Annotated in this window: 18 protein-coding genes; 4 read left to right on the forward strand and 14 right to left on the reverse strand. The window is 68.2% G+C overall.

The genetic code is table 11. The annotated features are described in order from the left end of the window. Positions 1-17 precede the first annotated feature (17 nt). From ASE96_RS16350 to ASE96_RS16400, 11 genes are all read right to left on the reverse strand, one after another. Positions 18-974, reverse strand: a complete 957-nt coding sequence (locus tag ASE96_RS16350; RefSeq protein WP_082492822.1) for an IS481 family transposase — start codon at positions 972-974, stop codon at positions 18-20. Positions 975-1,319: 345 nt separating this feature from the next. Next, positions 1,320-1,640 (reverse strand): ferredoxin, encoded by a 321-nt coding sequence (gene fdxA / locus ASE96_RS16355; RefSeq protein ID WP_056432881.1) that lies wholly within the window; start codon positions 1,638-1,640, stop codon positions 1,320-1,322. 6 nt (positions 1,641-1,646) lie between these two features. Then, entirely contained in the window at positions 1,647-3,125 is a 1,479-nt protein-coding gene (locus tag ASE96_RS16360) for an aldehyde dehydrogenase family protein (protein WP_056432883.1), read from the reverse strand. A 35-nt stretch (positions 3,126-3,160) separates the two neighbouring features. Then, complete coding sequence (locus ASE96_RS16365; RefSeq protein ID WP_056432886.1) at positions 3,161-3,946, reverse strand: SDR family oxidoreductase; 786 nt, start codon at positions 3,944-3,946, stop codon at positions 3,161-3,163. After that, on the reverse strand, positions 3,946-4,872 hold the full coding sequence (locus ASE96_RS16370; RefSeq protein ID WP_156367644.1) for a dihydrodipicolinate synthase family protein: 927 nt from the start codon (positions 4,870-4,872) through the stop codon (positions 3,946-3,948). The genes ASE96_RS16365 and ASE96_RS16370 overlap by 1 nt, the downstream gene beginning before the upstream one ends. Before the next feature lie 32 nt (positions 4,873-4,904). Then, positions 4,905-5,744 carry an enoyl-CoA hydratase-related protein gene (locus tag ASE96_RS16375; protein ID WP_235500307.1) on the reverse strand — a complete coding sequence of 280 codons (840 nt, stop codon included), beginning with the start codon at positions 5,742-5,744 and terminating at the stop codon, positions 4,905-4,907. Continuing rightward, a complete protein-coding gene (locus ASE96_RS16380) occupies positions 5,741-7,006 on the reverse strand; it encodes a CaiB/BaiF CoA transferase family protein (RefSeq protein ID WP_056432889.1) in 1,266 nt (421 codons plus the stop codon). Before ASE96_RS16380 ends, ASE96_RS16375 begins: the two co-directional genes overlap by 4 nt. Continuing rightward, on the reverse strand, positions 7,003-8,385 hold the full coding sequence (locus ASE96_RS16385) for an FAD-dependent oxidoreductase (RefSeq protein WP_056432892.1): 1,383 nt from the start codon (positions 8,383-8,385) through the stop codon (positions 7,003-7,005). Before ASE96_RS16385 ends, ASE96_RS16380 begins: the two co-directional genes overlap by 4 nt. Before the next feature lie 11 nt (positions 8,386-8,396). Continuing rightward, entirely contained in the window at positions 8,397-9,716 is a 1,320-nt protein-coding gene (locus ASE96_RS16390; protein WP_442853911.1) for an MFS transporter, read from the reverse strand. 176 nt (positions 9,717-9,892) lie between these two features. Beyond that, entirely contained in the window at positions 9,893-10,501 is a 609-nt protein-coding gene (locus ASE96_RS16395; RefSeq protein WP_056432900.1) for a helix-turn-helix domain-containing protein, read from the reverse strand. 450 nt (positions 10,502-10,951) lie between these two features. Next, positions 10,952-11,356: a DUF4383 domain-containing protein gene (locus ASE96_RS16400; protein ID WP_235500308.1), complete on the reverse strand. Its 405-nt coding sequence runs from the start codon at positions 11,354-11,356 to the stop codon at positions 10,952-10,954. Positions 11,357-11,608: 252 nt separating this feature from the next. On the opposite strand from ASE96_RS16400, the gene ASE96_RS16405 reads away from it, so the two are divergent. Further along, on the forward strand, positions 11,609-12,925 hold the full coding sequence (locus ASE96_RS16405) for a cell division protein PerM (protein WP_056432903.1): 1,317 nt from the start codon (positions 11,609-11,611) through the stop codon (positions 12,923-12,925). A gap of 58 nt (positions 12,926-12,983) precedes the next feature. Here the strand turns inward: ASE96_RS16405 and ASE96_RS16410 are convergent, their stop codons facing one another. Further along, positions 12,984-13,421: a hypothetical protein gene (locus ASE96_RS16410; RefSeq protein ID WP_056432905.1), complete on the reverse strand. Its 438-nt coding sequence runs from the start codon at positions 13,419-13,421 to the stop codon at positions 12,984-12,986. 39 nt (positions 13,422-13,460) lie between these two features. Between ASE96_RS16410 and purN the strand changes: the two genes are divergently transcribed. Both purN and ASE96_RS16420 read left to right on the forward strand, forming a co-directional pair. Further along, the gene (purN, locus tag ASE96_RS16415) at positions 13,461-14,033 is read left to right on the forward strand and encodes a phosphoribosylglycinamide formyltransferase (RefSeq protein ID WP_056432908.1); all 573 of its coding nucleotides are present in this window, start codon (positions 13,461-13,463) and stop codon (positions 14,031-14,033) included. A 147-nt stretch (positions 14,034-14,180) separates the two neighbouring features. Further along, positions 14,181-15,110, forward strand: coding sequence for a hypothetical protein (locus tag ASE96_RS16420; RefSeq protein ID WP_056432913.1), 930 nt, complete (start codon positions 14,181-14,183; stop codon positions 15,108-15,110). A 68-nt stretch (positions 15,111-15,178) separates the two neighbouring features. Here the strand turns inward: ASE96_RS16420 and ASE96_RS16425 are convergent, their stop codons facing one another. Then, the gene (locus tag ASE96_RS16425; protein WP_056432916.1) at positions 15,179-16,531 is read right to left on the reverse strand and encodes an MFS transporter; all 1,353 of its coding nucleotides are present in this window, start codon (positions 16,529-16,531) and stop codon (positions 15,179-15,181) included. Positions 16,532-16,691: 160 nt separating this feature from the next. Here ASE96_RS16425 and purH point away from each other — a divergent pair, with 160 nt between their 5' ends. Next, positions 16,692-18,377, forward strand: coding sequence for a bifunctional phosphoribosylaminoimidazolecarboxamide formyltransferase/IMP cyclohydrolase (gene purH, locus ASE96_RS16430; protein ID WP_056432919.1), 1,686 nt, complete (start codon positions 16,692-16,694; stop codon positions 18,375-18,377). Between the two features lie 542 nt (positions 18,378-18,919). Here purH and ASE96_RS16435 read toward each other — a convergent pair. Then, entirely contained in the window at positions 18,920-19,921 is a 1,002-nt protein-coding gene (locus ASE96_RS16435) for a trypsin-like serine peptidase (protein WP_056432921.1), read from the reverse strand. Positions 19,922-20,016: the final 95 nt, after the last annotated feature.

Below are 20,016 nucleotides of genomic sequence, written 5' to 3' on the forward strand. Positions count from 1 at the left end.
CTAGGTGTACTGAGCCATCAGGTTGGTGACACCCGGATGATGGGTGTGGTTCCGATGCCGGTGTGGATGCGTTCAGTGTTGTAGTGCTGGAGCCAGGGCGCAAGTGCGGCTTGGCGGTGGTTGCTGCTGGTGAAGATCTGCCGGTAGGCCCATTCGGTTTGCAGGGTCCGGTTGAAGCGTTCGGCCTTGCCGTTGGTCCAGGGGCAGTGGGGCTTGATGAAGCGCTGAACTGCTCCGAGGTCCGTCACGGCCTGACGGAACGCGGCGGAGTTGCGGTAAGCGAAGGCGTTGTCCGTGATGACGCGTTCGATCCGGTGGATGCCGTGGCCGGCGAAGTAGTCTGCGGCGCGGGTGAGGAACCCGGCCGCGGTGGCACCCTTCTCGTCGGGGAGGACTTCGGCGTAGCCGACGCGGGTGTGGTCATCGATCGCGACGTGGACGTAGTCGTAACCGATTCCGCGTCCCTTGACCTGCTCCGAGCGGCCATGGGCCCGCCAGCCGCCGCCGTCCGGGATGCGTCCGAGCTTCTTGACGTCCAGATGGACCAGTTCCCCGGGCCGTGCCCGTTCATACCGGTTGGTCGTTGTCCTGGCCGCGCGGATCGGCGCACCGGTCAGCGGATCGCAGTCCGCCAGCCGCGGAACCCCGTGCCGGTGCAGGATCCGGGACACCGTCCGGGCCGGGACGCCGGTGAGCGCAGCGATCCGCAGCGGCCCGAACCGCACCGACCGCCGGGCGTCCAGGACGGCTTGCTCACGTTCGGAACTCGTCCGGGCCGGTGTTGACCTCGGCCGGCTTGAGCGGTCCGGCAGGCCGGCCGCGCCCTCGGCCCGGAAACGTCTGATCCACCGGTACGCGGTCTGCCGGGAAACGCCCAGCTCCGCAGCGATGTGAGCGACCGGGCGGCCGGCGGCCACACGGTCAACGATCAGGCGTCTTCCATGAACTGTCAGTCGGGCATTAACGTGGGACACGAGGACCTCCGAGCGCAAAGTGTGTGAACTAGACAGCTCCACTTAGCCCGGAGGTCCTCCTCGTTTTCAAGCCTTACATGTCAACAACGTCCCGGCTCAGTACATCTAGCCGCGGGAACGGTCGGAACNCCTCCGAGCGCAAAGTGTGTGAACTAGACAGCTCCACTTAGCCCGGAGGTCCTCCTCGTTTTCAAGCCTTACATGTCAACAACGTCCCGGCTCAGTACATCTAGGTCGCGCCCCTGGGCGTGGACGACTGAACGCAAACGGCCGCTAAGCGAGGAGGCTTAGCGGCCGATTGTGTCGGATGGCGGGGCCAGACGGAGCGGGTGCAGGACAGCGCAGTCAGCGGGCCAGCACCGGCTCACCCGCCACGACCGCGTGGTCGCGGCCCAGGTTCCCGAGCGCCGAGGCGCCCTGCGGCGACCCCAGCTCCTCGAAGAACTCCACGTTGGCCCGGACGTAATCGGCCCACTCGTCCGGCACGTCGTCCGAGTAGTAGATCGCTTCCACCGGGCAGACCGGATCGCAGGCGCCGCAGTCCACACACTCGGACGGGTGGATGTAGAGCGCGCGTTCGCCCTCGTAGATGCAGTCCACCGGGCATTCGTCGATGCAGGCCTTGTCCTTTACATCCACGCAGGGCTGCGCGATCACGTACGTCACGGCGCGCTACACACCCGTGTAGACGGTCTTGCCCCAGGTGAAGAAGTCCAGCGCGGACTTCCCCTGCTCCCGGAACGTGTTGGTGGAGGAGTCCTTCACGCCGCCGAACGGGACGTTGAGGTCCAGGCCGGCCGTCGGACGGTTGACCTTGATGACGCCGGCCTGCGCCCGCGCCGCGAAGTCCGTGGACAACGCCAGGGAGTCGGTGCAGATGCCGGCGGTGAGGCCGTAGCGGGAATCGTTGATCGCGGCCAGGCCGGCCTCGTAGTCGGCGACCTCCAGTACGGCCACGACCGGCCCGAAGATCTCCTCGGTGACGGCGGCGTCGTCGAACGGCAGGTCGGTGAGCACGGCGGCCGGGAAGAGGAGCGGCCCGGCGGGGTCGCCGTCGTACGCACCGGCCAGCAGGACAGCGCCGCGGTCGACGGCGGAGCGCACCGCGGCCTGGTTCTGCTCGAACTGCTGCGGGCTGACCACGGCCCCCATGGCCGCGCCCATGCCGTCGCCGGGGGTGTAGGCGGCGGCTTCCTCGGTGAGGGCCTCAAGGAACGCGGCACGGATGCCGGGGGTGACGTAGACGCGGGACGTCGCGGTGCAGGCCTGGCCGGTGAGTCCGAACGCGCCGGCGGCGACCACCTTGGCGGCCTTGCGGGGATCGGCGTCGTCCAGGACCAGCACGCCGTTCTTGCCGCCCATCTCCAGCTGCACCCGGGCGCGGCGGGCGTTCAGGATCTCCTGCAGGCCCAGGCCCACCGCCGTCGAGCCGGTGAAGGACAGCCCGGCGATGCGCGGGTCGCGGGCCAGGGCGTCGCCCACCACGCGGCCCTTGCCGTGCACCACGTTGAACACGCCGGCCGGCAGCCCGGCGTCCTGCAGGGCGCGGGCGAGGTGGGTGGCGGAGAGCGGGGTGAGTTCGGCCGGCTTGATGACCACGGCGTTGCCGCTGATCAGCGCGGGGGCGGACTTCCAGGCCGGGATGGCGATGGGGAAGTTCCACGGGGTGATGAGCCCGACGACGCCAAGTGCCTCGCGGCGGGTGGTGATGGTGGTGTCCGGCAGGCCGCTGGGCAGGACTTCGCCGGTGGCGGCCCAGCCGAGGGAGCCGAAGAAGCGCAACACGTCGGACGCGCGCTTGACCTCGCCCTTGGCCTCCGCGAGGGTCTTGCCTTCCTCGCGGACCAGGTCCTCGGCGATGGCGGTCTGGCGGTCCAGGAGCAGGTTGCCGGCGGCCATCAGGATGGCGCCGCGGGACGGGGCGGGCAGGGCGGCCCAGGCCGGCTGGGCGGCGGCGGCCGCGGTGATGGCGGCGTCGACGTCGGCGGCGGTGCCGCTGGGGGAGAGGGCGGCGAGCTCGCCGGGGCGGGCCGGGTTCATCCGTTCGATGTCCGCGTCGCCCAGCCATTCGCCGTTGATGAGGTGCCGGGCGGTGATGAGCGCACGGTCGGTGGAGGTGGCCGTGGTGTGGTCTGTTGCCGTGGAAGTCATGGGGTTCCTTCGGGTCGTGGGAGAGTGCGGGACGTTTAGAGGCTGCGGATCAGGCCGCCGTCGCACCTGAGCGCGATGCCGGTGATGTAGGACGCCGGGGCGCTGCAGAGGAACGCGGCGGCGGCGCCGAATTCCTCGGGTTCGCCGTAGCGGCGGGCGGGGATGGTCTTGCGGGATTCGAGCTGGATTTCCTCGACCGTGGTGCCGCGGCGTTTGGCGGCGGCCTGGTCCAGTTCGGCCACACGGTCGGTGGCGATCCGGCCGGGGAGGAGCATGTTCACCGTGACGGCGTCCAGCGCGACCTCGGCGGCGAGGGTCTTGAGGTAGCCGGCCAGGGCCGCGCGCCCGGTGTTGGACACGGCCAGGTTGGGCAGGGGAGCCACCACGCCGCTGGAGCCGACGGCGAGGATCCGGCCCCAGCGCCGTTCCCGCATGCCGGGCAGCACGTGTGAAACGAGCGCGTGGTGCGGTTTGACCAGCAGCTCGAAGGCCGCGGCGATGTCGTCGGCGCTGAGGGTGGCAGCCGCACCGGGCTTGGGGCCCGGGCCGTTGAGCACCAGGATGTCGATGGGTCCCAGCGCTTCGACCGAGCGTTCGACGGCGGTTGCCACCCCTGCCGGGGTGCTCAGGTCGGCCTCTATTCCGATGGCGTGGTGCCCGTCGGCCTCCAGCTCGGCAGCGATCTCCTTGGCACGGTCCAGCCGGCGCCCGGTGACGGCGACGCGCACGCCTTCCCCGGCGAGGGCGCGGGCGATCGCGAGTCCCAGGCCGCCGGTGGAGGCGGCGACGAGGGCGGTCTTGCCGCTGATTCCGAGATCCATCAGAAACTCCCCGCCGTGGTGAGGGCAGGGCGCGCTTCGAGGGCCGCCGCGGCTTCCGCCAGATGATTGAGCATGCTCAGCCGGAGGACCTCCGGGAACGGTGCACCGGGCGCGCGGACGCCGGCGTCGGCGATGAGTCCGCGCTGGCGCAGGCATTCCTTCCGGACGGGCAGCGCGATGCGGGCCTGCTGCTCGAAGTTGATGAGCGGCAGGTAGGGCAGCAGGGCATCGCGGGCGGCCTCGTACCCGTCGGTCTGCCAGGCGCGGACGCAGGCAATGAGCGCTTCCGGGTAGGAGAAGCCGGTCATGGCCCCGGCCGCCCCGGACAGGAGCTCGTCCAGCAGCCCCTGGCCGCCGAGGCCGCCGAACACGGACACGTCCAGCGCCGCGGTGAGCTGCGCGGTGGCCACGGACGTGGGCGGGGCCTCCGCCTTGACCGCGATGACAAAGCGGCAGGCCTGCACCACGTTGATGAGGGACCCGGTGCTGATGCTGACGCCGCTGGCCAGGGGATAGTCCTGCAGCACCACCTTCGCGCCGGTGGCCTGGTGGATGGCGTTCAGGTGCGCCACCACCACCGCGGGGTTCGCGGAGTTGGCCTGCACCATCACGGCGGCCAGGCGCTCGCCGGCCACCTCCTGCGCCGCCCGGATTTCCTCGACGGCGGTGCCGGTGTACAGCGAGGTCACGCCCACAACGAGGGGAAGGCCGGTCTCTTCGACGGCGACCTCGAGGACCAGGCTGCGTTCGGCTGCCGTCAGCGCCGCGGCCTCGCCGAACACGCCCAGGACCGTGAGGCCGGTGGCGCCGATGGATTCGTAGTACTCCACGAGCCCGGCCAGGCTGTCGGTGTCGACATCCAGGGTGCTGCCCTGGAACGGCGTGGCGACGACGCCCCACACTCCGGGTGCCAGTGACTCCCGCATCGGATTCTCCTTAACTGGTTGTTCGTGCATGGTCAGCGTCCCGGCCACACGGGCCGGCGCTTTTCCTGGAAGGCGCGGACGCCCTCGGCCGAGTCCTCGCTGTCCAGCGCCGCCATGAGGGCCGGCAGCCGGAGGCCGCGGGCCTCAGCGGCGGTCAGGTGCCCGGTCCGGGTGACCATCTGCTTGACGGCCCGGACGGAGGTGGGCGCGCAGGCGAGGATCTGGTCCAGCCAGCGCTGCACCGCGGCGTCGAGTTCCTCCGCGGGGACCACCTCGTTGACCAGGCCCATGGCCTGCATTTCCGCGGCGTCGGCCTTCCGCCCGGTGAGGAGCATGCCCATCGCCTGGGTGTAGGGGATGCGGCGCACCAGCTGGTGGATGCCGCCGTCGAGCGCCAACCGCCCGACGCGTGGTTCCGTCAGCCCGAAGCGGGCGGTGTCCACGGCGATCACGATGTCCGCGCCGAGCACCATTTCCATGCCGCCGCCCAGGGCGTAGCCGTTGACCCGGGCGATCACCGGAATATCCAGGCTGGTGCGCAGGCTGAGCCCGCCGAACCCGTTGGGGTCCAGCCCGGCCCAGTACTCGAGCCCGGTTTTGTCGACGGCGGAGGAGGACATGTCCGCCCCGGCGCAGAACGCCCGGGTGCCTGCGCCGGTGATGACGACGGCGCGGACGTCGGGGTCGGCTTCGAGCTGGTCCCAGATCCCGTTGAGCCGGGCCTGGGCGCGGCCGTCGACCGCGTTGAGCACGTGCTGGCGGTCGATGACCACGGTCGCGACGTGGTTCTCGATGGTCAGGGTGACCTGATCCACCGGCGCGGCGGCGGCGGACGCGGCGCCCGCCGTGCTTTCCACTGACACCGCGGTCACCGGAGCACCCCCAGCTGCTGCAGGCGTTCGATGGTCTCGGCGTCGAAGCCGTTCTCCAGCAGGACTTCCACGTTGTGCTCGCCGAGCCGTGGCGCCACGCGGCGGACGGTGGGCGGGGTGGCGGAGAGCCGGATCGGGGCGTTGAGCATACGCACCGTGCCGACGCCGGGGTGCTCGGCCTCCACCACCATGCCGTTGGCTTCGGTCTGCGCGTCGGCGAGGGCCTGTTCCAGCGTGTGCACGGGGGCGTTCAGGAGGCCCTGGTCCTCGAGCCGTGTGGTCCAGTACTCGGTGGTGTTGGTGGCGATGCGCTCGCGGAAGATCGCCTGCAGCGCCGGCTTGTGCTGGAACTGCTCGGCCAGGGTCGCGAATTCGGGGCGCTGCGTGAGGTCCTCGTCCAGGTCGAGCGCCTCGGAAATGCGGGCCAGCGGGTCCGGGGTGAAGCCGCCCACCATGCATACGGCGCCGTCGGTGGTTTCGAAGACGCCGCTGAGCGGCATGGCGCCCCAGTTGACCTCGTAGCCGCGGTTGAGCTGCATGCAGGCCTCCTGCATCTGCAGGTGCAGCATGGAGTCGTACATGGTCACCTCCACCTTCTGGCCCACGCCGGCGGTCTCCCGGGTGCGCAGGGCCAGCAGGATGCCCTGCATCAGGTGCATGCCGGTGATGTAGTCGCAGAGTGTGGTGGGGTAGATCGACGGCTTCTGGTCCTCGGATTCGCGGCGCCACATCACCCCGGAGTAGGCCTGGGCGATCGCGTCCTGGCCGCCCTTGTGCGAGTACGGACCCACGGGGCCGAAGCCCGTGCCGGAGGCCCAGATGATGCCGGGGTTCTGCGCTTTGAGGTCCTCGTAGCCGAAGCCCATCCGTTCCATGACGCCGGAGCGGAAGTTGCTGACCACCACGTCGGCATCGGAAAGCAGGCGGTGGAGCACGTCCTTGCCCTCGCCCGTGCGGGTGTCCACGGAGATGCTGCGCTTGTTGCGGTTGATGGACAGGAAGATCGGGTTGTCCTGGCCGTCCTTGTCCGGGAACGAGTTGCGGGAGATGTCCCCGGCGCCCGGGCGTTCCACCTTGATGATGTCCGCGCCGTAATCGCCCAGCAGCTGGGTGCAGGACGGGCCCATGAACACCTGGGTGAAGTCCACGATCTTGATCCCGTCCAGCGGCAGCGGGGTGCCGGGGCGTTCAGCGGCGGGGGCCGCCGTCGTGCGTTCTGAAGTCTCGCCTCCGGCGAGGAGTTCCTCGATCACGGTGCTCATACCCCCACCACCGCGTCCAGGTCCAGCGTGGCGTTCGACGACGGGACGTCGCCCGGGTCCGCGCCGTGCCGGCGCATGCCCTGCTGGATCTCCAGCGGGGAGACTTCGCGGACGGTGACGCCCTGTTCGATGGCGATGGCGGCGGCCACGCCGACCGCCTGGCCCATGGCCATGCAGGGCGGGATCTCGCGGGACATCTTCTGCGCTTCCGGGGTGGCGGAGTAGTGCCGGCCGGCGACCAGGAGCTGGTCCACTTCCTTGGGCAGCAGCGACCTGTACGGGTAGTAGTAGTCGCGGCCGCGGGCCACGGTGTCCGCGAAGTGCCGGCGGGACGTGACGTCGTCCTTGGTCATGACGTACTCGCCTTCGAGCAGGCGGGTCTGCCGGACGCCCATCTGGGAGGCGACGTCCAGCATGTAGCAGTTCTCGAAGCCGGGCAGGTTGGCGCGGACGTAGTCCACGGCCTCGGAGATCCGGTCCCGGGCGGCGAACTCGGCGGCGGTCATGTCCGCAGGGTCGACGCCGTCGAAGCCGGTCATGTGCGGGGCGTTGCACCAGACGACGCCGTCGATGGGGGTCTTGAGCCACCACAGTTCCCAGGCGCCGCCGAGGAGGCGCTTGATCTTGCGGTTGATGGCGCGGGCTTCTTTCGGGTTGGCCTGCTCGAACGCTTCGGCGGCGTTGGTGTCCACGTTGCCGAGGCGGAAGACGAGGGTGGTGAGGTAGCTGTCCTTGACGTAGCTGGCACCGGCCCGGGAGGCGACGTCGATGTCGCCGGTGGTGTCGATGACGATGTCCGCCATAAACGCCTGCGGGCCGGACTTGGTCTCGCAAATGACGCCCTTCATCACGCCGTTGTCCACGATGGGGCGGGAGAACCAGGAGTGCAGGCGGAGGTTGACGCCGGCTTCGCGGACGAGGTCGTTGGAGACGCGCTTCCAGCCGTCCGGATCGAACGCCGCGGCGTAGCAGACCGGCTTCGGGGTGGTGTGGGAGTGGAAGTCGAAGGTGCCGTAGCGGCCCCACTTGTTCCAGAGTTCCTCGGAGGTCTTGCGGTCATCGGCCGGCGGCACAATGGCCAGGCCCAGCTTCTGGAGACGTTCGACGTACTCGGAGACGATGCCGGTGACGGTAATTTCCTGGCCGTTGATCATGTCATCGAGCACCAGGACCATACCGCCGGAGGCGAGGCCGCCGAGCGAGGAGTAGCGTTCCAGCAGCGTGACCGAGGCGCCGGAGCGGGCGGCCGTGACGGCGGCGGCCACACCTGCGGGGCCGCCGCCCACCACGAGGACGTCGGAGCGGGAGATGACCGGGGCGGTGAGGTCCGCCGTCGTGGTGCGGAGGTCCAGGGAGATTTGGGGGTCAAGGGAGTTCATGGGAGGGATCCTTACTTTCCGACGAAGATGCCGTTGGTGCGGCGGGCCGCGAGGTACAAAACGATGCTGAGGATGGACAGGACGGCGACGTACACCGGGAAGACCCAGCTGAGGTTCATGGACTGGAGCCAGACCAGCAGGTAGGAGGCGGTGCCGCCGAAGAGGGCGACGCCGATCCCGTAGCCGAGGGCCACGCCGGTGCCGCGGCAGTTCTTGGGCATCAGGGACGTGCTGACCACGTTGTAGAGGGTCATGTTCAGAACCAGAACCAGGGAACCGCCGAGCAGGACCGCCGCGAAGCCGCCGATGCCGGGCTGGACGTACATCAGCATGAGGAACACGGAGGGAATGGCCAGGATGCGGGTGATGAGGAACCAGCGGGACATCGACTTGCCGTCGGCCAGTTTGCCGATGATCCAGCTGCCGGCCACGAGGATCACGCCCAGCGCGGTGGTGAGGGCGAAGACCGCCGTCGGGTCTTCCTTGAAGCCGCTGCGGGCGGCGCTGGGGAGTCCGACGTTCCAGGCGTAGTTGTAGGCCTGCGCTGCACCGACGACGAAGATGATGGCCAGGACGGAGAGCCAGTGCTTGCGGACCCCGGTCCAGACGGCGCCGGAGGAGTTGTTGGCCATTTCTTCCGGCTTGAGGGTTTCCGGGAGGGCCCGGCGGAGGTATACGACGACGAAGCCGAAGGCCGCGCCGATGATGAACGGCACACGCCAGCCCCATTCGGCCATCACGGCGCCGCCGAGGGTGAGGCTGCACAGGAAGCTGACCAGCGAGGCGAGCAGGATGCCGATGTTGACGTAGAACGACATGATGCCGGCGACGTAGCCTTCGCGGCCGTCCGGGACCAGTTCCACGGCGTGGGAGGTGGAGAGCGGGGCTTCGATGCCGGTGGAGATGCCCTGCAGGATGCGGCACGCCACGAGGATGATGCCGGCCCAGACGCCGATCTGTTCGTAGCTGGGGCAGACGGCGATGACCAGGGTGGTGCCGGCCATCAGCATGATCGACATCAGCATCACCCGGCGTCGACCGATCCGGTCCGCGAGGGTGCCGAGCATGATGCCGCCCAGCGGCCGGAACGCGAAGCCGACGGCGAACACGGCGAGGGCGTTCAGCGTGGCGGAGAGGGGATCGGTGTTGGGGAAGAAATTGGGGCCGATGAAGGCGGAGAGGAGGCCGAAGACCATCCAGTCGTACCATTCCAGGGCGTTGCCGAGGCCGAGGCCCAGGAGGCCTTTGCGGACCTCGGGGGTGAATTTTTTGGTGTCTCTTGCGTTTTTCGGGGCCGTGACTGCGCTGTCAGGCCGGGTGCTGTCGAGCATGCGGGTGTCGAGCATGGAATTGTCCTTACGCTGACGCCATTGGGAGGCGGGGGAGGGTATGACGCATCGCCGTCCGGGGTTAAGGGGCGGTGGCTGCGAATGTGGCAAGGACTGTCAGCAGGCCGTGGGGGACCGCGACAGTGGGAAACGATAGGGGCCGCTTGGGGTCGGCGCCGCTACCACGCGTGAGGTGCGTTGACCCAGATCGCTACGCATACCTCTTCGTAGCTGTTCTTGTACCAGTGCGGGGTGTCCGAGGAGAAGGTGATGGAATCGCCTTCCTCGAGCGTGTAGCACTCGCCGTCCAGGAAGATGTCCTTCCGGCCGGCGAGGATGATGCCGAATTCCTCGCCGCTGTGGCGGAAAGGGGTAGCGCTGGTGTCATGGCCGGGCGGGCTGACGATCCATTGGGCTTCCAAGGCGCCGTTGAGGTCGGGTGTGAGCAGTTCATAGACTGCCTCGCCCACGGATTTCTTGGTGACGCCTTTCAGGTTGCGCCGATCGGCCTTGCGGACCACGGGGGACCTGGTTTCTTCCTGGCCGATGAAGAATTTCCCGACCGGGATGTCCAGGCCGTGGGCCAGCTGCGCCAGGGTGGTGAAGGACGGATTCGCCAGGCCGCGTTCGATCTGGCTGACGATTGCCGGGCTGAGGCCCGTGATCTCCGAGAGCTTGGCGAGCGTCATGCCCTTTTCCTTGCGCATGGAGCGCACCTTGTTGCCGACCGTGGCCAACAAGGCGCTGGTGGCAAGGGGGGCACTGCCCGTGGTGCTCTCGGCGGTCATTCGATGTCCTTCACTTAGTGAGCTGACTCACATAACTATAGTGAAGATTTTTAGCAGGTCAATGATTCAGTCCTAATTAAAGTGAAAATATTTACAGGAGTGCGGTTTCGTGGGTGAGAGTTGCGCGGGTCGGGCGTGCGGTGCGTTGGGGATTTGCGGGCGTGCGGGCACCGGAGGCTGACGTGGACAAAGGATGCGGGGTGACGGCTCTGCGCCGGTGGGAAGGGCCGCAGGCCGACGCGGAGGGGCGGTGATGTTTCGACCGCTCTCGCGTCGCGCGACCAACGCCCTAACCATCAGGGACCCCACGCGCCGCCACCAACCCCAACCACAAAGAAAGCTGGTGCAGCCGCTGCGTTTCCGCGAGGCGACTGCACCAGCAGGTAGTACGAATTTTCAGATTGCTATGAAACGTTACTCATTCGCGGCTCCCTTTTTCCCGGTGTTCGCTTACCGGGTTTGTGCATCGTCGGCCAGATGCCTCGACATCAGCCAGCCGGCGACTACCATTGCTACGCCCAAGATCATAAAACCCCATACACCCATGACATTCAGCGACAGGAAATTGGCCGCCGCCCCCACACCGACAATGAGCGTGTAGGCGCTCAGGACGACGTACAGCAGGCCAAAGCCCATGAGGAAGTTCCGGGCGCCCATGGGGTTGTTCCGGGACATCACCACGCCGATGGTGCCGATGAGGGCCTGGATCACGTTCAGCAGCATCGATACCTGGAACAGGCCCAGGAACAGGGCCGTGGAATTCGGTCCAACGATCGCCAATGAGTTGTACTGCGTGGTGATGCCGGGGATGAACCCCAGGATGCCCACGACTATAAGGACGATACCTACACCCATGCCGACGTTCTGGACATCTGTGCGTCCGAAGTGAACGCCATGTGCATGTGGAGATGCGGTAGTCATTTTCTGCCTCCAACCACTGATTGCGGACATTCCAATTTTACGGCCGGGTAGGGAAAAAAGCGCTGGATAGGGGAACAGTTGAACTGAGGGCGCACTACCTGAAACGGGGAAGAATCCCTGCCGAAATCGGCACTTTGAGCCTGTCGTACCGGGCGGGAACCCCTGCACATGGCACGATGGAACACGATGAAACTGCGCGCTGATCAGACCGGGGAACGTGGACTTCCGATGCCGTTGTGGCTGCAGGGAGCCCTCGAGTCCGCGCAGGCAGCCTTCATCTCCGCCCTGGTGGTGGCGGCGCCGATTCTCGCCGTGTGGGCCACCGCCGGTTTCCTGAATGGGGCGCCCGATGCCCTGGCCCGCCTCGCCGGCCAGGCCTGGCTGCTGATCCACGGCGTTCCGCTGCTTCTGGACACCGCCGGCGTCGGATCCGCGGCCCAGCCGGAATCCGGCGTCCTTTCCCTAATCCCGCTCGGGCTGACGCTCGTCCCGTTCCTGCTGGCCTGGCGCGCGGGCCGGCGGCTCGCCCGGGCGTCCTACACAGACCAGCTCTGGCAGGCGCTGCTCGGCTCGTGGCTGATGTACGCCGCTTTCGGCCTGACCACGGGCTTTGTCTGCCGCACGCATGACGTCGGCGTGGGCCTGTGGTCCGCCGCCCTCATTCCGCTGATCCCGTTCGCGCTCGGCATGGTGATCGGAGCCCGCCGCGAGGCCGGCTCCTGGAGCCGGCTGATCGGCGTCGACGCCGTCGCCTGGCTCTCCCGTACCAGCCAGCACTCGCGCTGGGCCGGCTCCTACCTCGGGTCCGCGATCAAAGCCGGCTTCGTGGCGCTGATGGCCAGCCTGGCGATGTCCTGCGTGCTGCTCGCCGCCACCTTGTTCATCCACTGGAACCTCGTGATCGCGGTCTATGAAGCGCTCGACGCCGGAGCCTGGGGCGGTGCCGTGCTTACCATCGCGCAGCTCGGCTTCCTGCCCAACTTGGCGCTGTTCGCGCTCGCGTGGACGTCCGGTGCGGGCTTCGCCCTCGGTGTCGGCTCCCAGGCTGGGGCGCTCGGCACCGCCGTCGGGCCGCTGCCGTCGATCCCGGTGTTCGCTGCGCTGCCGGCCGGATCGATGGAGTTTGGTGCCGCGGCGCTGGTGGTACCGGTCCTCGCCGGGATCCTGGCCGGCTGGTGGTTCCTGCGGGAGGGCGAAAACCACTTCGACGAATGGCTCTCGATCAAGGTCCGTGCGCGCTGGTTCACCGCCACGGTGTCCACCCTGGCGCTCGGCGTGATGGTCGGCGGCGTCGCCGGGCTGCTCGCGGCCGGTCTGGCCTGGTTGGCCCGCGGCTCCGCCGGCATCGGGCGGCTCACGGACATTGGACCCGATCCGCTCCGGACGGCACTGTTCGTGGCCGCGGAAGTGGGGATCGGCGTCGTGATCGGTTACGCCGCCGGACCGTGGCTGGAACGCCAGCAGAAGCTGCGCGAAGCGGACCTGGAGCCGGCGTCCCTGTGACGCGGCTCTGCGTTTAGCGGGACTGCGTTCAGCGGCACCGCGTTCGGCGGCACCGCGCTTAGCGGAACCGGGGCAGCGATTCTTCCAGCTGGGTCTGGCACTTGGAGGCCGCCTGCTGGGTCAGGGCCTGTCGGCTGCACTGCTGGTAATCCCGGACCTGGTTGAAGAACAGGGCCGAGGATACAAGCAGCAGCACCTGCACGGCCACAACCACCAGCCCGGAAATCGTTCCGAACAGCACAAACCTGGATTCCTTGAACTTGGCGTACCGGATCAGCACCATGATGCCCAGCACGATCGCGGCCACCGTCAGGAGTGCACTCAGCCAGAGGTAATTGATGTCCAGCTGGTAGACGAAGAACGACCCCAGCACCGCCACGATGAAGCTGCGGAACAGCATGTGGGTTTTCGCCTGCGAGGCCTTGGCCGCGTCGCTGAGCGGATGCTGGCCCTGCGGCTGGCCGCCCTGCCTGCCGGAGTCGTTCGGGGGATTCATGTTTTCCAGCCTACGCGAGCGGCCCCATAAGCTAAGACCATGCGCATCGTAGTCCTCGTCTCCGGCACCGGCTCCAACCTCCAGGCCGTCATCGACGCCGTGAAAGAGGGCAGGCTCGACGTCGAGATCGCCGCGGTCGGCGCGGACAGGCCGGGCACATACGGGGTGGAGCGCTCCGCCGCCGCCGGCATCCCGACCTTCGTCGTGGACTTCAAGGCCTACCCGGACCGGGCTGCGTGGAACACGGCGCTCACCGAAGCCGTGGCCGCTTACGCGCCCGACGTCGTCGTGTCGTCAGGGTTCATGCGGATCGTCAGTGCGGACTTCATCGACGCGTTCGGCGGCAAATACCTCAACACGCACCCGGCCCTGCTGCCCGCGTTCCCCGGCGCGCACGGCGTCCGCGACGCGCTGGCCTATGGCGTGAAGGTCACCGGCTGCACGGTCCACTGGGCCGACGCCGGGGTGGACACGGGCCCGATCATCGCGCAGGAAGCCGTGACGGTCGCGGACGGCGAGACCGAGGACTCCCTGCATGAACGGATCAAGGTGGTGGAACGCCGGCTCCTGGTCTCCACGCTGGCGTCCCTCGCCGCCGCAAAGACGCCCTGACCGCGAGTAGCCTGCCCACCCAACTGACTCGCAGCAGGGGCCGTTTTGGACGCTTAAAACGGCCCCTGCTGCGAGTCACTTTCATAGGCCGGCGAATGCCTGTGGATAACTCTCCGGAGCAGTACCTGGCTTTGCGACGATGGGTCGATGAAGACACCCCGACCGCTCCCGGCGGCGTTGTCGGCGCCGTTTACCGTCCAAGAGGCAGCCGAGGTCGGGGTCAGCCGGCGCCGGCTCAAGCACAGCTCCCTGCACATTCCGAGCCGCGGGATCCGATTGCTGGCTGAACTGCCCGATTCACTGAACCTCCAAGCCCGGCCCCTGACCCTAGTGACGCAATTCTCCGCGGCCTCCCACGCGACAGCATTCCTGATCTGGGACTTTCCGGGCTTCCTACCGGGCTCGCATGCTCCCGGCATCCACATTTCCCGCCCTGACACGATGGCGATACCGCGGCGAAGGGGCGTGATCGGCCACGTCGGGCAGTTCTTCGACGACGAAATCACCAGGGTCGACGGCGTGCTGGTCACCACGCGGACCCGGACGTGGCTGGACTGCGCGCGGAAGATGAGCGTTGACGAGCTGACCGTGGTGGCGGATCACCTATTGCGCCATCCCCGGCCTGCAATCGAGAACCGGACGAAGCCCTACGCCAGTCCGGGGCAACTGGCCGAGATGCTGGATCGGCACAAGGGTACGCCCGGCATCCGCAAGGCGCGGCTGGCCCTCGAACAGGCCCGGATCGGTGCGGACCCGGCCCCCGAGACGAGGCTCCGGCTCGCGCTGTGCCGTTCGGGACTGCCGGAACCGGACCTAAACGTGGGCACGGTCCTGCGCCCCGGCGTCGTGCGTCAACCTGATCTTGCCTATCCGAAGTACCGAATTGCTGTGGAGTACGAGGGCGCCGTGCATTCCGAAGCAGCCCAAGTCATCCGCGACATCGCCAAGGAAGAGGACTTCAGCGGGGCTGGGTGGATCCTTGTCCGGATCTCCAAACGGCACATGGCGAACGACGCACGCGCCGCCGTCGCCAAGGTCCGGGCCGCTCTCGCCAGCCGTGGCTGGCAGCCCAACTGACTCGCAACAGGGGCCGTTTTGGACGCTCAAAACGGCCCCTGCTGCGAGTCAGTTGGCGGAGTGAGCGCCTAGGCGAGCTGGCGCTGCTTGGTCTCGGGCGCGAAGAACGCCATCCACAGCACACTCAGGAGCACCAGCACACCGGCGATGGCGAACGACGTCGCGAGCCCCAGTTCCGGCCAGAGGAACGCCGCGAAGACCAGCGGGCCGAAGCCGGCGCCGAGTCGGGAGAACGTCGAGGCCCAGCCGAAGCCCGAGCCGCGCAGCTCCGTCGGATACAGCTCGGAGACATAGGCGTAGAGCACCGGGATGGCCACCTGCACCACAAAGCCGAACACCAGCAGCCAGAACACGGCCGCCGTCGGGATGTCCACCACGATCGCGACGATCACCAGGGTCAGCGCGGACAGCGGACCGGTGATCGCCAGGATCCACTTGCGCCCCACGCGTTCCACCAGCAGCGCCGCCACCACCACCCCGAGGAGCCCGACGGCGGCCATGGAGGCGGTGGTGAGGAACGCCTTGTACTCCTCGAATCCGGCGCCGATCAGGATCCGCGGCATCCACGTCAGCGACAGGTAGTAGACCAGCAGGATGCTGAAGAACAGGGACCAGGCCGCCGTCGTGATTTTCCAGTCGTACTGCCAGAGCAGGCGCAGCTGGGTCCAGGCGCTGCCGGCGGAGAGCCGGGGCGCATCCTGCGCCTCGGGCAGGCTGTAAACGCGGGGCTCCGCCCCGGTCGCGGCGACGAGGTCATCGATCACCTTGGCGGCCTCGTCCCGCCGGCCCTTGCGGATCAGGAACAGCGGGGATTCGGGGACGCTGCGGCGGACCCAGAAGACCAGCAGCGCCGGCAGCACCATGACCAGCATGGTCAGCCGCCAGTCCCCGTACAGGGCCACGAGCCCGGCGGACACGAAGCCGCACAGCGCGGCCCCGATCGGCCACCAGCCGTCCATTGCGGTGAGCACCTTGCCGCGCTGCTTGCGGGGCGTGAACTCGCCCACCAGTGCGTAGTCCACCGGGATGCAGCCGCCCAAGCCGAAGCCGGCCATAAACCGGAAGGCGACAAACCAGAGGAAGTCGGGGGAGAAGGCGCCCAGCACGGTGAAGAGCGAGAAGATCAGCAACGTGGCGGTGAAGGCCTTTTTGCGCCCGATCGTGTCCGCTATGGTGCCCCAGATGAAGGCGCCCAGGGCCATGCCGATCAGGTTCGAGGCGCCGATCCAGGCGGCCTCGCCCGGGCTGAGGGACCAGTGCTTGGACAGCAGCGGAATCAGGATGCCGTTGAGCGTGACGTCCCAGGCGTCGAACATAAAGCCCAGGCCGCCGATCAGGAAGATCCGGCCCTGCACCTTCCAGCGCCAGGGCAGTTCCTGGACCACCTGTTCGCCGCTGGGCACCGTGGTGTATGTATTCATCTCAGCCTCCTGGGAAAACTCTACGTGGCCGCGCGCGGGTGCGGCGCGCTTCATACTCCGGCGCGCGGGCATCCCGGCGGACGGCAGAGGGCGCTGACGCGATAAACTGGCCGCATCCCCACCACCCGCGGCCCCGCCGCGATATAAGACGGAGACTTTTGTGAGCTTCACGCAGCTTGACCGTGTATCCATCGACCGTGTTCCCATCCGCCGGGCCCTGATTTCGGTCTACGACAAGACTGGTCTGGAGGAGCTCGCGAGGGGCCTGCACGACGCCGGCGTCAAGATCGTCTCCACCGGCTCCACTGCCAAGAGGATCGCCGCCGCCGGCATCCCGGTGCAGGAAGTCGAGGAAGTCACCGGCTCCCCGGAAATGCTGGACGGCCGCGTCAAGACCCTCCACCCGCGCGTCCACGGCGGCATCCTCGCCGACCGCCGCGTCCCGGCCCACATGGAGACGCTCGCGTCGATGGACATCGAGCCGTTCGACCTCGTCGTCGTGAACCTCTACCCGTTCGTGGAAACCGTGAAGTCCGGCGCCGCGCAGGACGACGTCGTCGAGCAGATCGACATCGGCGGCCCCGCGATGGTGCGCTCCGCCGCGAAGAACCACGCCGCCGTCGCGATTGTGGTGGACCCCTCCTCGTACCACGACGTCGTGGCTGCCGCCGCTTCCGGCGGCTTTGACCTGAAGGCCCGACGCCGGCTGGCCGCCAAGGCCTTCGCGCACACCGCGACCTATGACACCGCCGTGGCCAGCTGGACCGCGAGCCAGTTCCTCGACGAGGACGGCGACGGCGTCATCGACTGGCCCGCCTACGCCGGGCTGGCCCTGGAGCGCTCCGAGGTGCTCCGCTACGGCGAAAACCCGCACCAGCAGGCCGCCCTCTACGTGGACAAGGCCGCCCCGGCCGGCATCGCGCAGGCCGACCAGCTGCACGGCAAGGCCATGAGCTACAACAACTTCGTCGACGCCGACGCCGCCCTGCGCGCCGCCTTCGACTTCGCCGAGCCGGCCGTCGCGATCATCAAACACGCCAACCCCTGCGGTGTGGCCGTGGGTTCGGCCTCCGCGGCGGACCCCATCGCTGACGCGCACGCCAAGGCGCACGCCTGCGACCCGGTCTCCGCGTTCGGCGGCGTGATCGCGGCGAACCGTACGGTCACCGCGGGCATGGCCCGGACCGTCGCGGGCATCTTCACCGAGGTGGTCATCGCCCCGGGCTTCGAAGACGAGGCCGTGGAGATCCTGTCCAAGAAGAAGAACATCCGCCTCCTAGCCCTGCCCGAGGGCTACGGCCGCTACCCCTCCGAAATCCGCCAGGTCTCCGGCGGCGTGCTGGTGCAGATGTCGGACCGGGTGGACGCCGACGGCGACAACCCCGCCAACTGGACCCTCGCCGCCGGTGACGCCGCCGCCGCCGGCACCCTGGCCGACCTCGCGTTCGCCTGGACCGCCTGCCGCGCCGCCAAGTCCAACGCCATCCTGCTGGCTTCGGATGGCGCCGCCGTGGGCATCGGCATGGGCCAGGTCAACCGGCTCGATTCCTGCAAGCTCGCCGTCGAGCGGGCCAACTCGCTGGGTGTAACTGTGGACTCCGATGTTGACGGTGCGGGCGGCGCTTCCAACGCCGACGCCGCCGGAGCCCCGGAACGTGCCCGCGGGGCCGTCGCGGCGTCGGACGCGTTCTTCCCGTTCGCCGACGGGCTGCAGATCCTGATCGACGCCGGCGTCCGCGCCGTCGTCCAGCCCGGTGGCTCGGTCCGGGACGACGAAGTCATCGCCGCAGCCAACGCCGCGGGCATCACGATGTACTTCACCGGCGCCCGGCACTTCTTCCACTAAGTAGCTGCTGGCGGGGTTGCTCGTCGCGGAGCCCGGCGCGCGGTCGGTCGCCCGAGCGGCGGGTGTCGCTGAGCCGCGGACCGGCGCGGCCGCAGCACCAAGAATGGACATGCCCTCCCCTCGCGGAGGGCATGTCCATTTTTTGTGGCCGCGGATGGGCATAAAGGGATTGTGCCCAGTCCTTCGTTCCGGGCGAGGGCATGTCCGGCGGTGCCCGGGGGATTGCGCCCAGTCCTTCGTGCCGTGGGAGGACATGTCCCGTGGCTAGGCCGTAGTTGCCAGGATTATTGGGGTCAGGCTGGACGCGCGTAGCGAGCAGGGCGGGGACAAGCTCATTGTTCGAGCCCAGGACTGGGCACGAGGGGTATATGTCCAAGCCAAGGCGCCAAGGGAGGACATGTCCCGTAGTGCCCGGGGGAGGGCATGTCCCGTGGCCGAGGGCACGATACGAGGCCGAACGCCAAAGCGGGGCCACCTGGGCCCATCCCCGCTGCTGGAGATGGGCCTCGAGTGACCCCGCGTCTGTGTAGCCGGGTGGACGTCTAGGCGGCGGCCGCGCTGCTGTAGGCCTGCTGGATGACGGAGCCCCAGTACGGGCCGTACATCGTGGTGGACTTGCTGCCGTAGCCGTAGCTGTTGACCGAGTTCTGGTAGCCGGTGGAGCTGGTGCCGATGAACCACGGCCCGCCCGAGGACCCGCCGGTCATGTTGCAGGGAATGCCCTGGCTGTTGAACTGCGGGTTGTACGGGTCATTCGTGGCGGTGCCGCTGCAGCTCTTGAGGGACTCGCCGTTGAAGGGCGCCGCTGCGGGGTAGCCGAAGGCCTTGTAGCTCAGGCCGCGTGCGGCGTTGAACTGTACGCCCGAGGCACCCACGACGTCGGCCAGTTTCTGGCCGTTGAGGGTGTTCATAACGGCGAAGCCGGTGTCGTACGTCATGTCGCCGCCGGAGCTCCACTGGGTGGGGGCGTGGAGGGACTTGGCCGTCCACATACCGTAGGGCGCGGAGCCGTTCAGGTAGGCGGGGACAAACGTGAACTTGGTGGCGAAGGCGCCCGGGCCCTCGTTGACGCAGTGGCCGGCGGTGGAGACGGTGCTCTTGTTCGTGGAGGAGACCGAGTTGCCCGAGCAGACGTAGTTGGTGCCGCCCAGGGTGAAGAAGACCTTGCCGATGTGCTTGACCGGTGTCTCGCTGGCATTTGCCTTGGGCTGGACTTCCTTGGCCTGGCGCAGCGGGCTCTGGGCCTCCACCGTGCTGGGCGCCCCGGCTTCGGCCGGCCGGCTCAGGGCGGCCGTGGAGTTGGCGCTCCGCTGTTTGGCCTTTTCGGCCAGCACGTCACCGGGGATGGCGTTGCGCATCCGCTCGGCCGTCCAGTACTCCGCTCCGCCGGTCTCGACGACGGTGTGGCTGCTGACCCCCGACGTCTCCGTCGGTGCCTTGCCGGGTGCCGGGGCTGCGCTGGCTGCCCCCGCAGCGCTCAATGCCAGGAGTGCTGCGGCCGAGAGGCTCAATAGGCTGGTGGCCAGAGTTTTGGGTGTTCTCATGGTTGTCCTAACCGGTGGAAAGCGGTGCGGCTGCCGGTGGCGTCCGCTGTGATGGGAACGAAACTACGGGACTTTGACCAATCTGTAAAGCATCT

Source organism: Arthrobacter sp. Leaf69, assembly GCF_001422645.1.
Taxonomy (GTDB): Bacteria; Actinomycetota; Actinomycetes; order Actinomycetales; family Micrococcaceae; genus Arthrobacter.

What these genes read in the sequence shown, in the direction of transcription:
- ASE96_RS16360 (WP_056432883.1), bottom strand. Translation starts at nt 3,125, where the DNA reads ATGACTTCCACGGCAACAGACCACACCACGGCCACCTCCACCGACCGT.
- ASE96_RS16365 (WP_056432886.1), bottom strand. Translation starts at nt 3,946, where the DNA reads ATGGATCTCGGAATCAGCGGCAAGACCGCCCTCGTCGCCGCCTCCACC.
- ASE96_RS16370 (WP_156367644.1), bottom strand. Translation starts at nt 4,872, where the DNA reads ATGCGGGAGTCACTGGCACCCGGAGTGTGGGGCGTCGTCGCCACGCCG.
- ASE96_RS16380 (WP_056432889.1), bottom strand. Translation starts at nt 7,006, where the DNA reads ATGAGCACCGTGATCGAGGAACTCCTCGCCGGAGGCGAGACTTCAGAA.
- ASE96_RS16385 (WP_056432892.1), bottom strand. Translation starts at nt 8,385, where the DNA reads ATGAACTCCCTTGACCCCCAAATCTCCCTGGACCTCCGCACCACGACG.
- ASE96_RS16390 (WP_442853911.1), bottom strand. Translation starts at nt 9,716, where the DNA reads ATGCTCGACAGCACCCGGCCTGACAGCGCAGTCACGGCCCCGAAAAAC.
- ASE96_RS16395 (WP_056432900.1), bottom strand. Translation starts at nt 10,501, where the DNA reads ATGACCGCCGAGAGCACCACGGGCAGTGCCCCCCTTGCCACCAGCGCC.
- ASE96_RS16400 (WP_235500308.1), bottom strand. Translation starts at nt 11,356, where the DNA reads ATGGGTGTAGGTATCGTCCTTATAGTCGTGGGCATCCTGGGGTTCATC.
- ASE96_RS16405 (WP_056432903.1), top strand. Translation starts at nt 11,609, where the DNA reads ATGAAACTGCGCGCTGATCAGACCGGGGAACGTGGACTTCCGATGCCG.
- ASE96_RS16410 (WP_056432905.1), bottom strand. Translation starts at nt 13,421, where the DNA reads ATGAATCCCCCGAACGACTCCGGCAGGCAGGGCGGCCAGCCGCAGGGC.
- purN (WP_056432908.1), top strand. Translation starts at nt 13,461, where the DNA reads ATGCGCATCGTAGTCCTCGTCTCCGGCACCGGCTCCAACCTCCAGGCC.
- ASE96_RS16420 (WP_056432913.1), top strand. Translation starts at nt 14,181, where the DNA reads ATGAAGACACCCCGACCGCTCCCGGCGGCGTTGTCGGCGCCGTTTACC.
- ASE96_RS16425 (WP_056432916.1), bottom strand. Translation starts at nt 16,531, where the DNA reads ATGAATACATACACCACGGTGCCCAGCGGCGAACAGGTGGTCCAGGAA.
- ASE96_RS16435 (WP_056432921.1), bottom strand. Translation starts at nt 19,921, where the DNA reads ATGAGAACACCCAAAACTCTGGCCACCAGCCTATTGAGCCTCTCGGCC.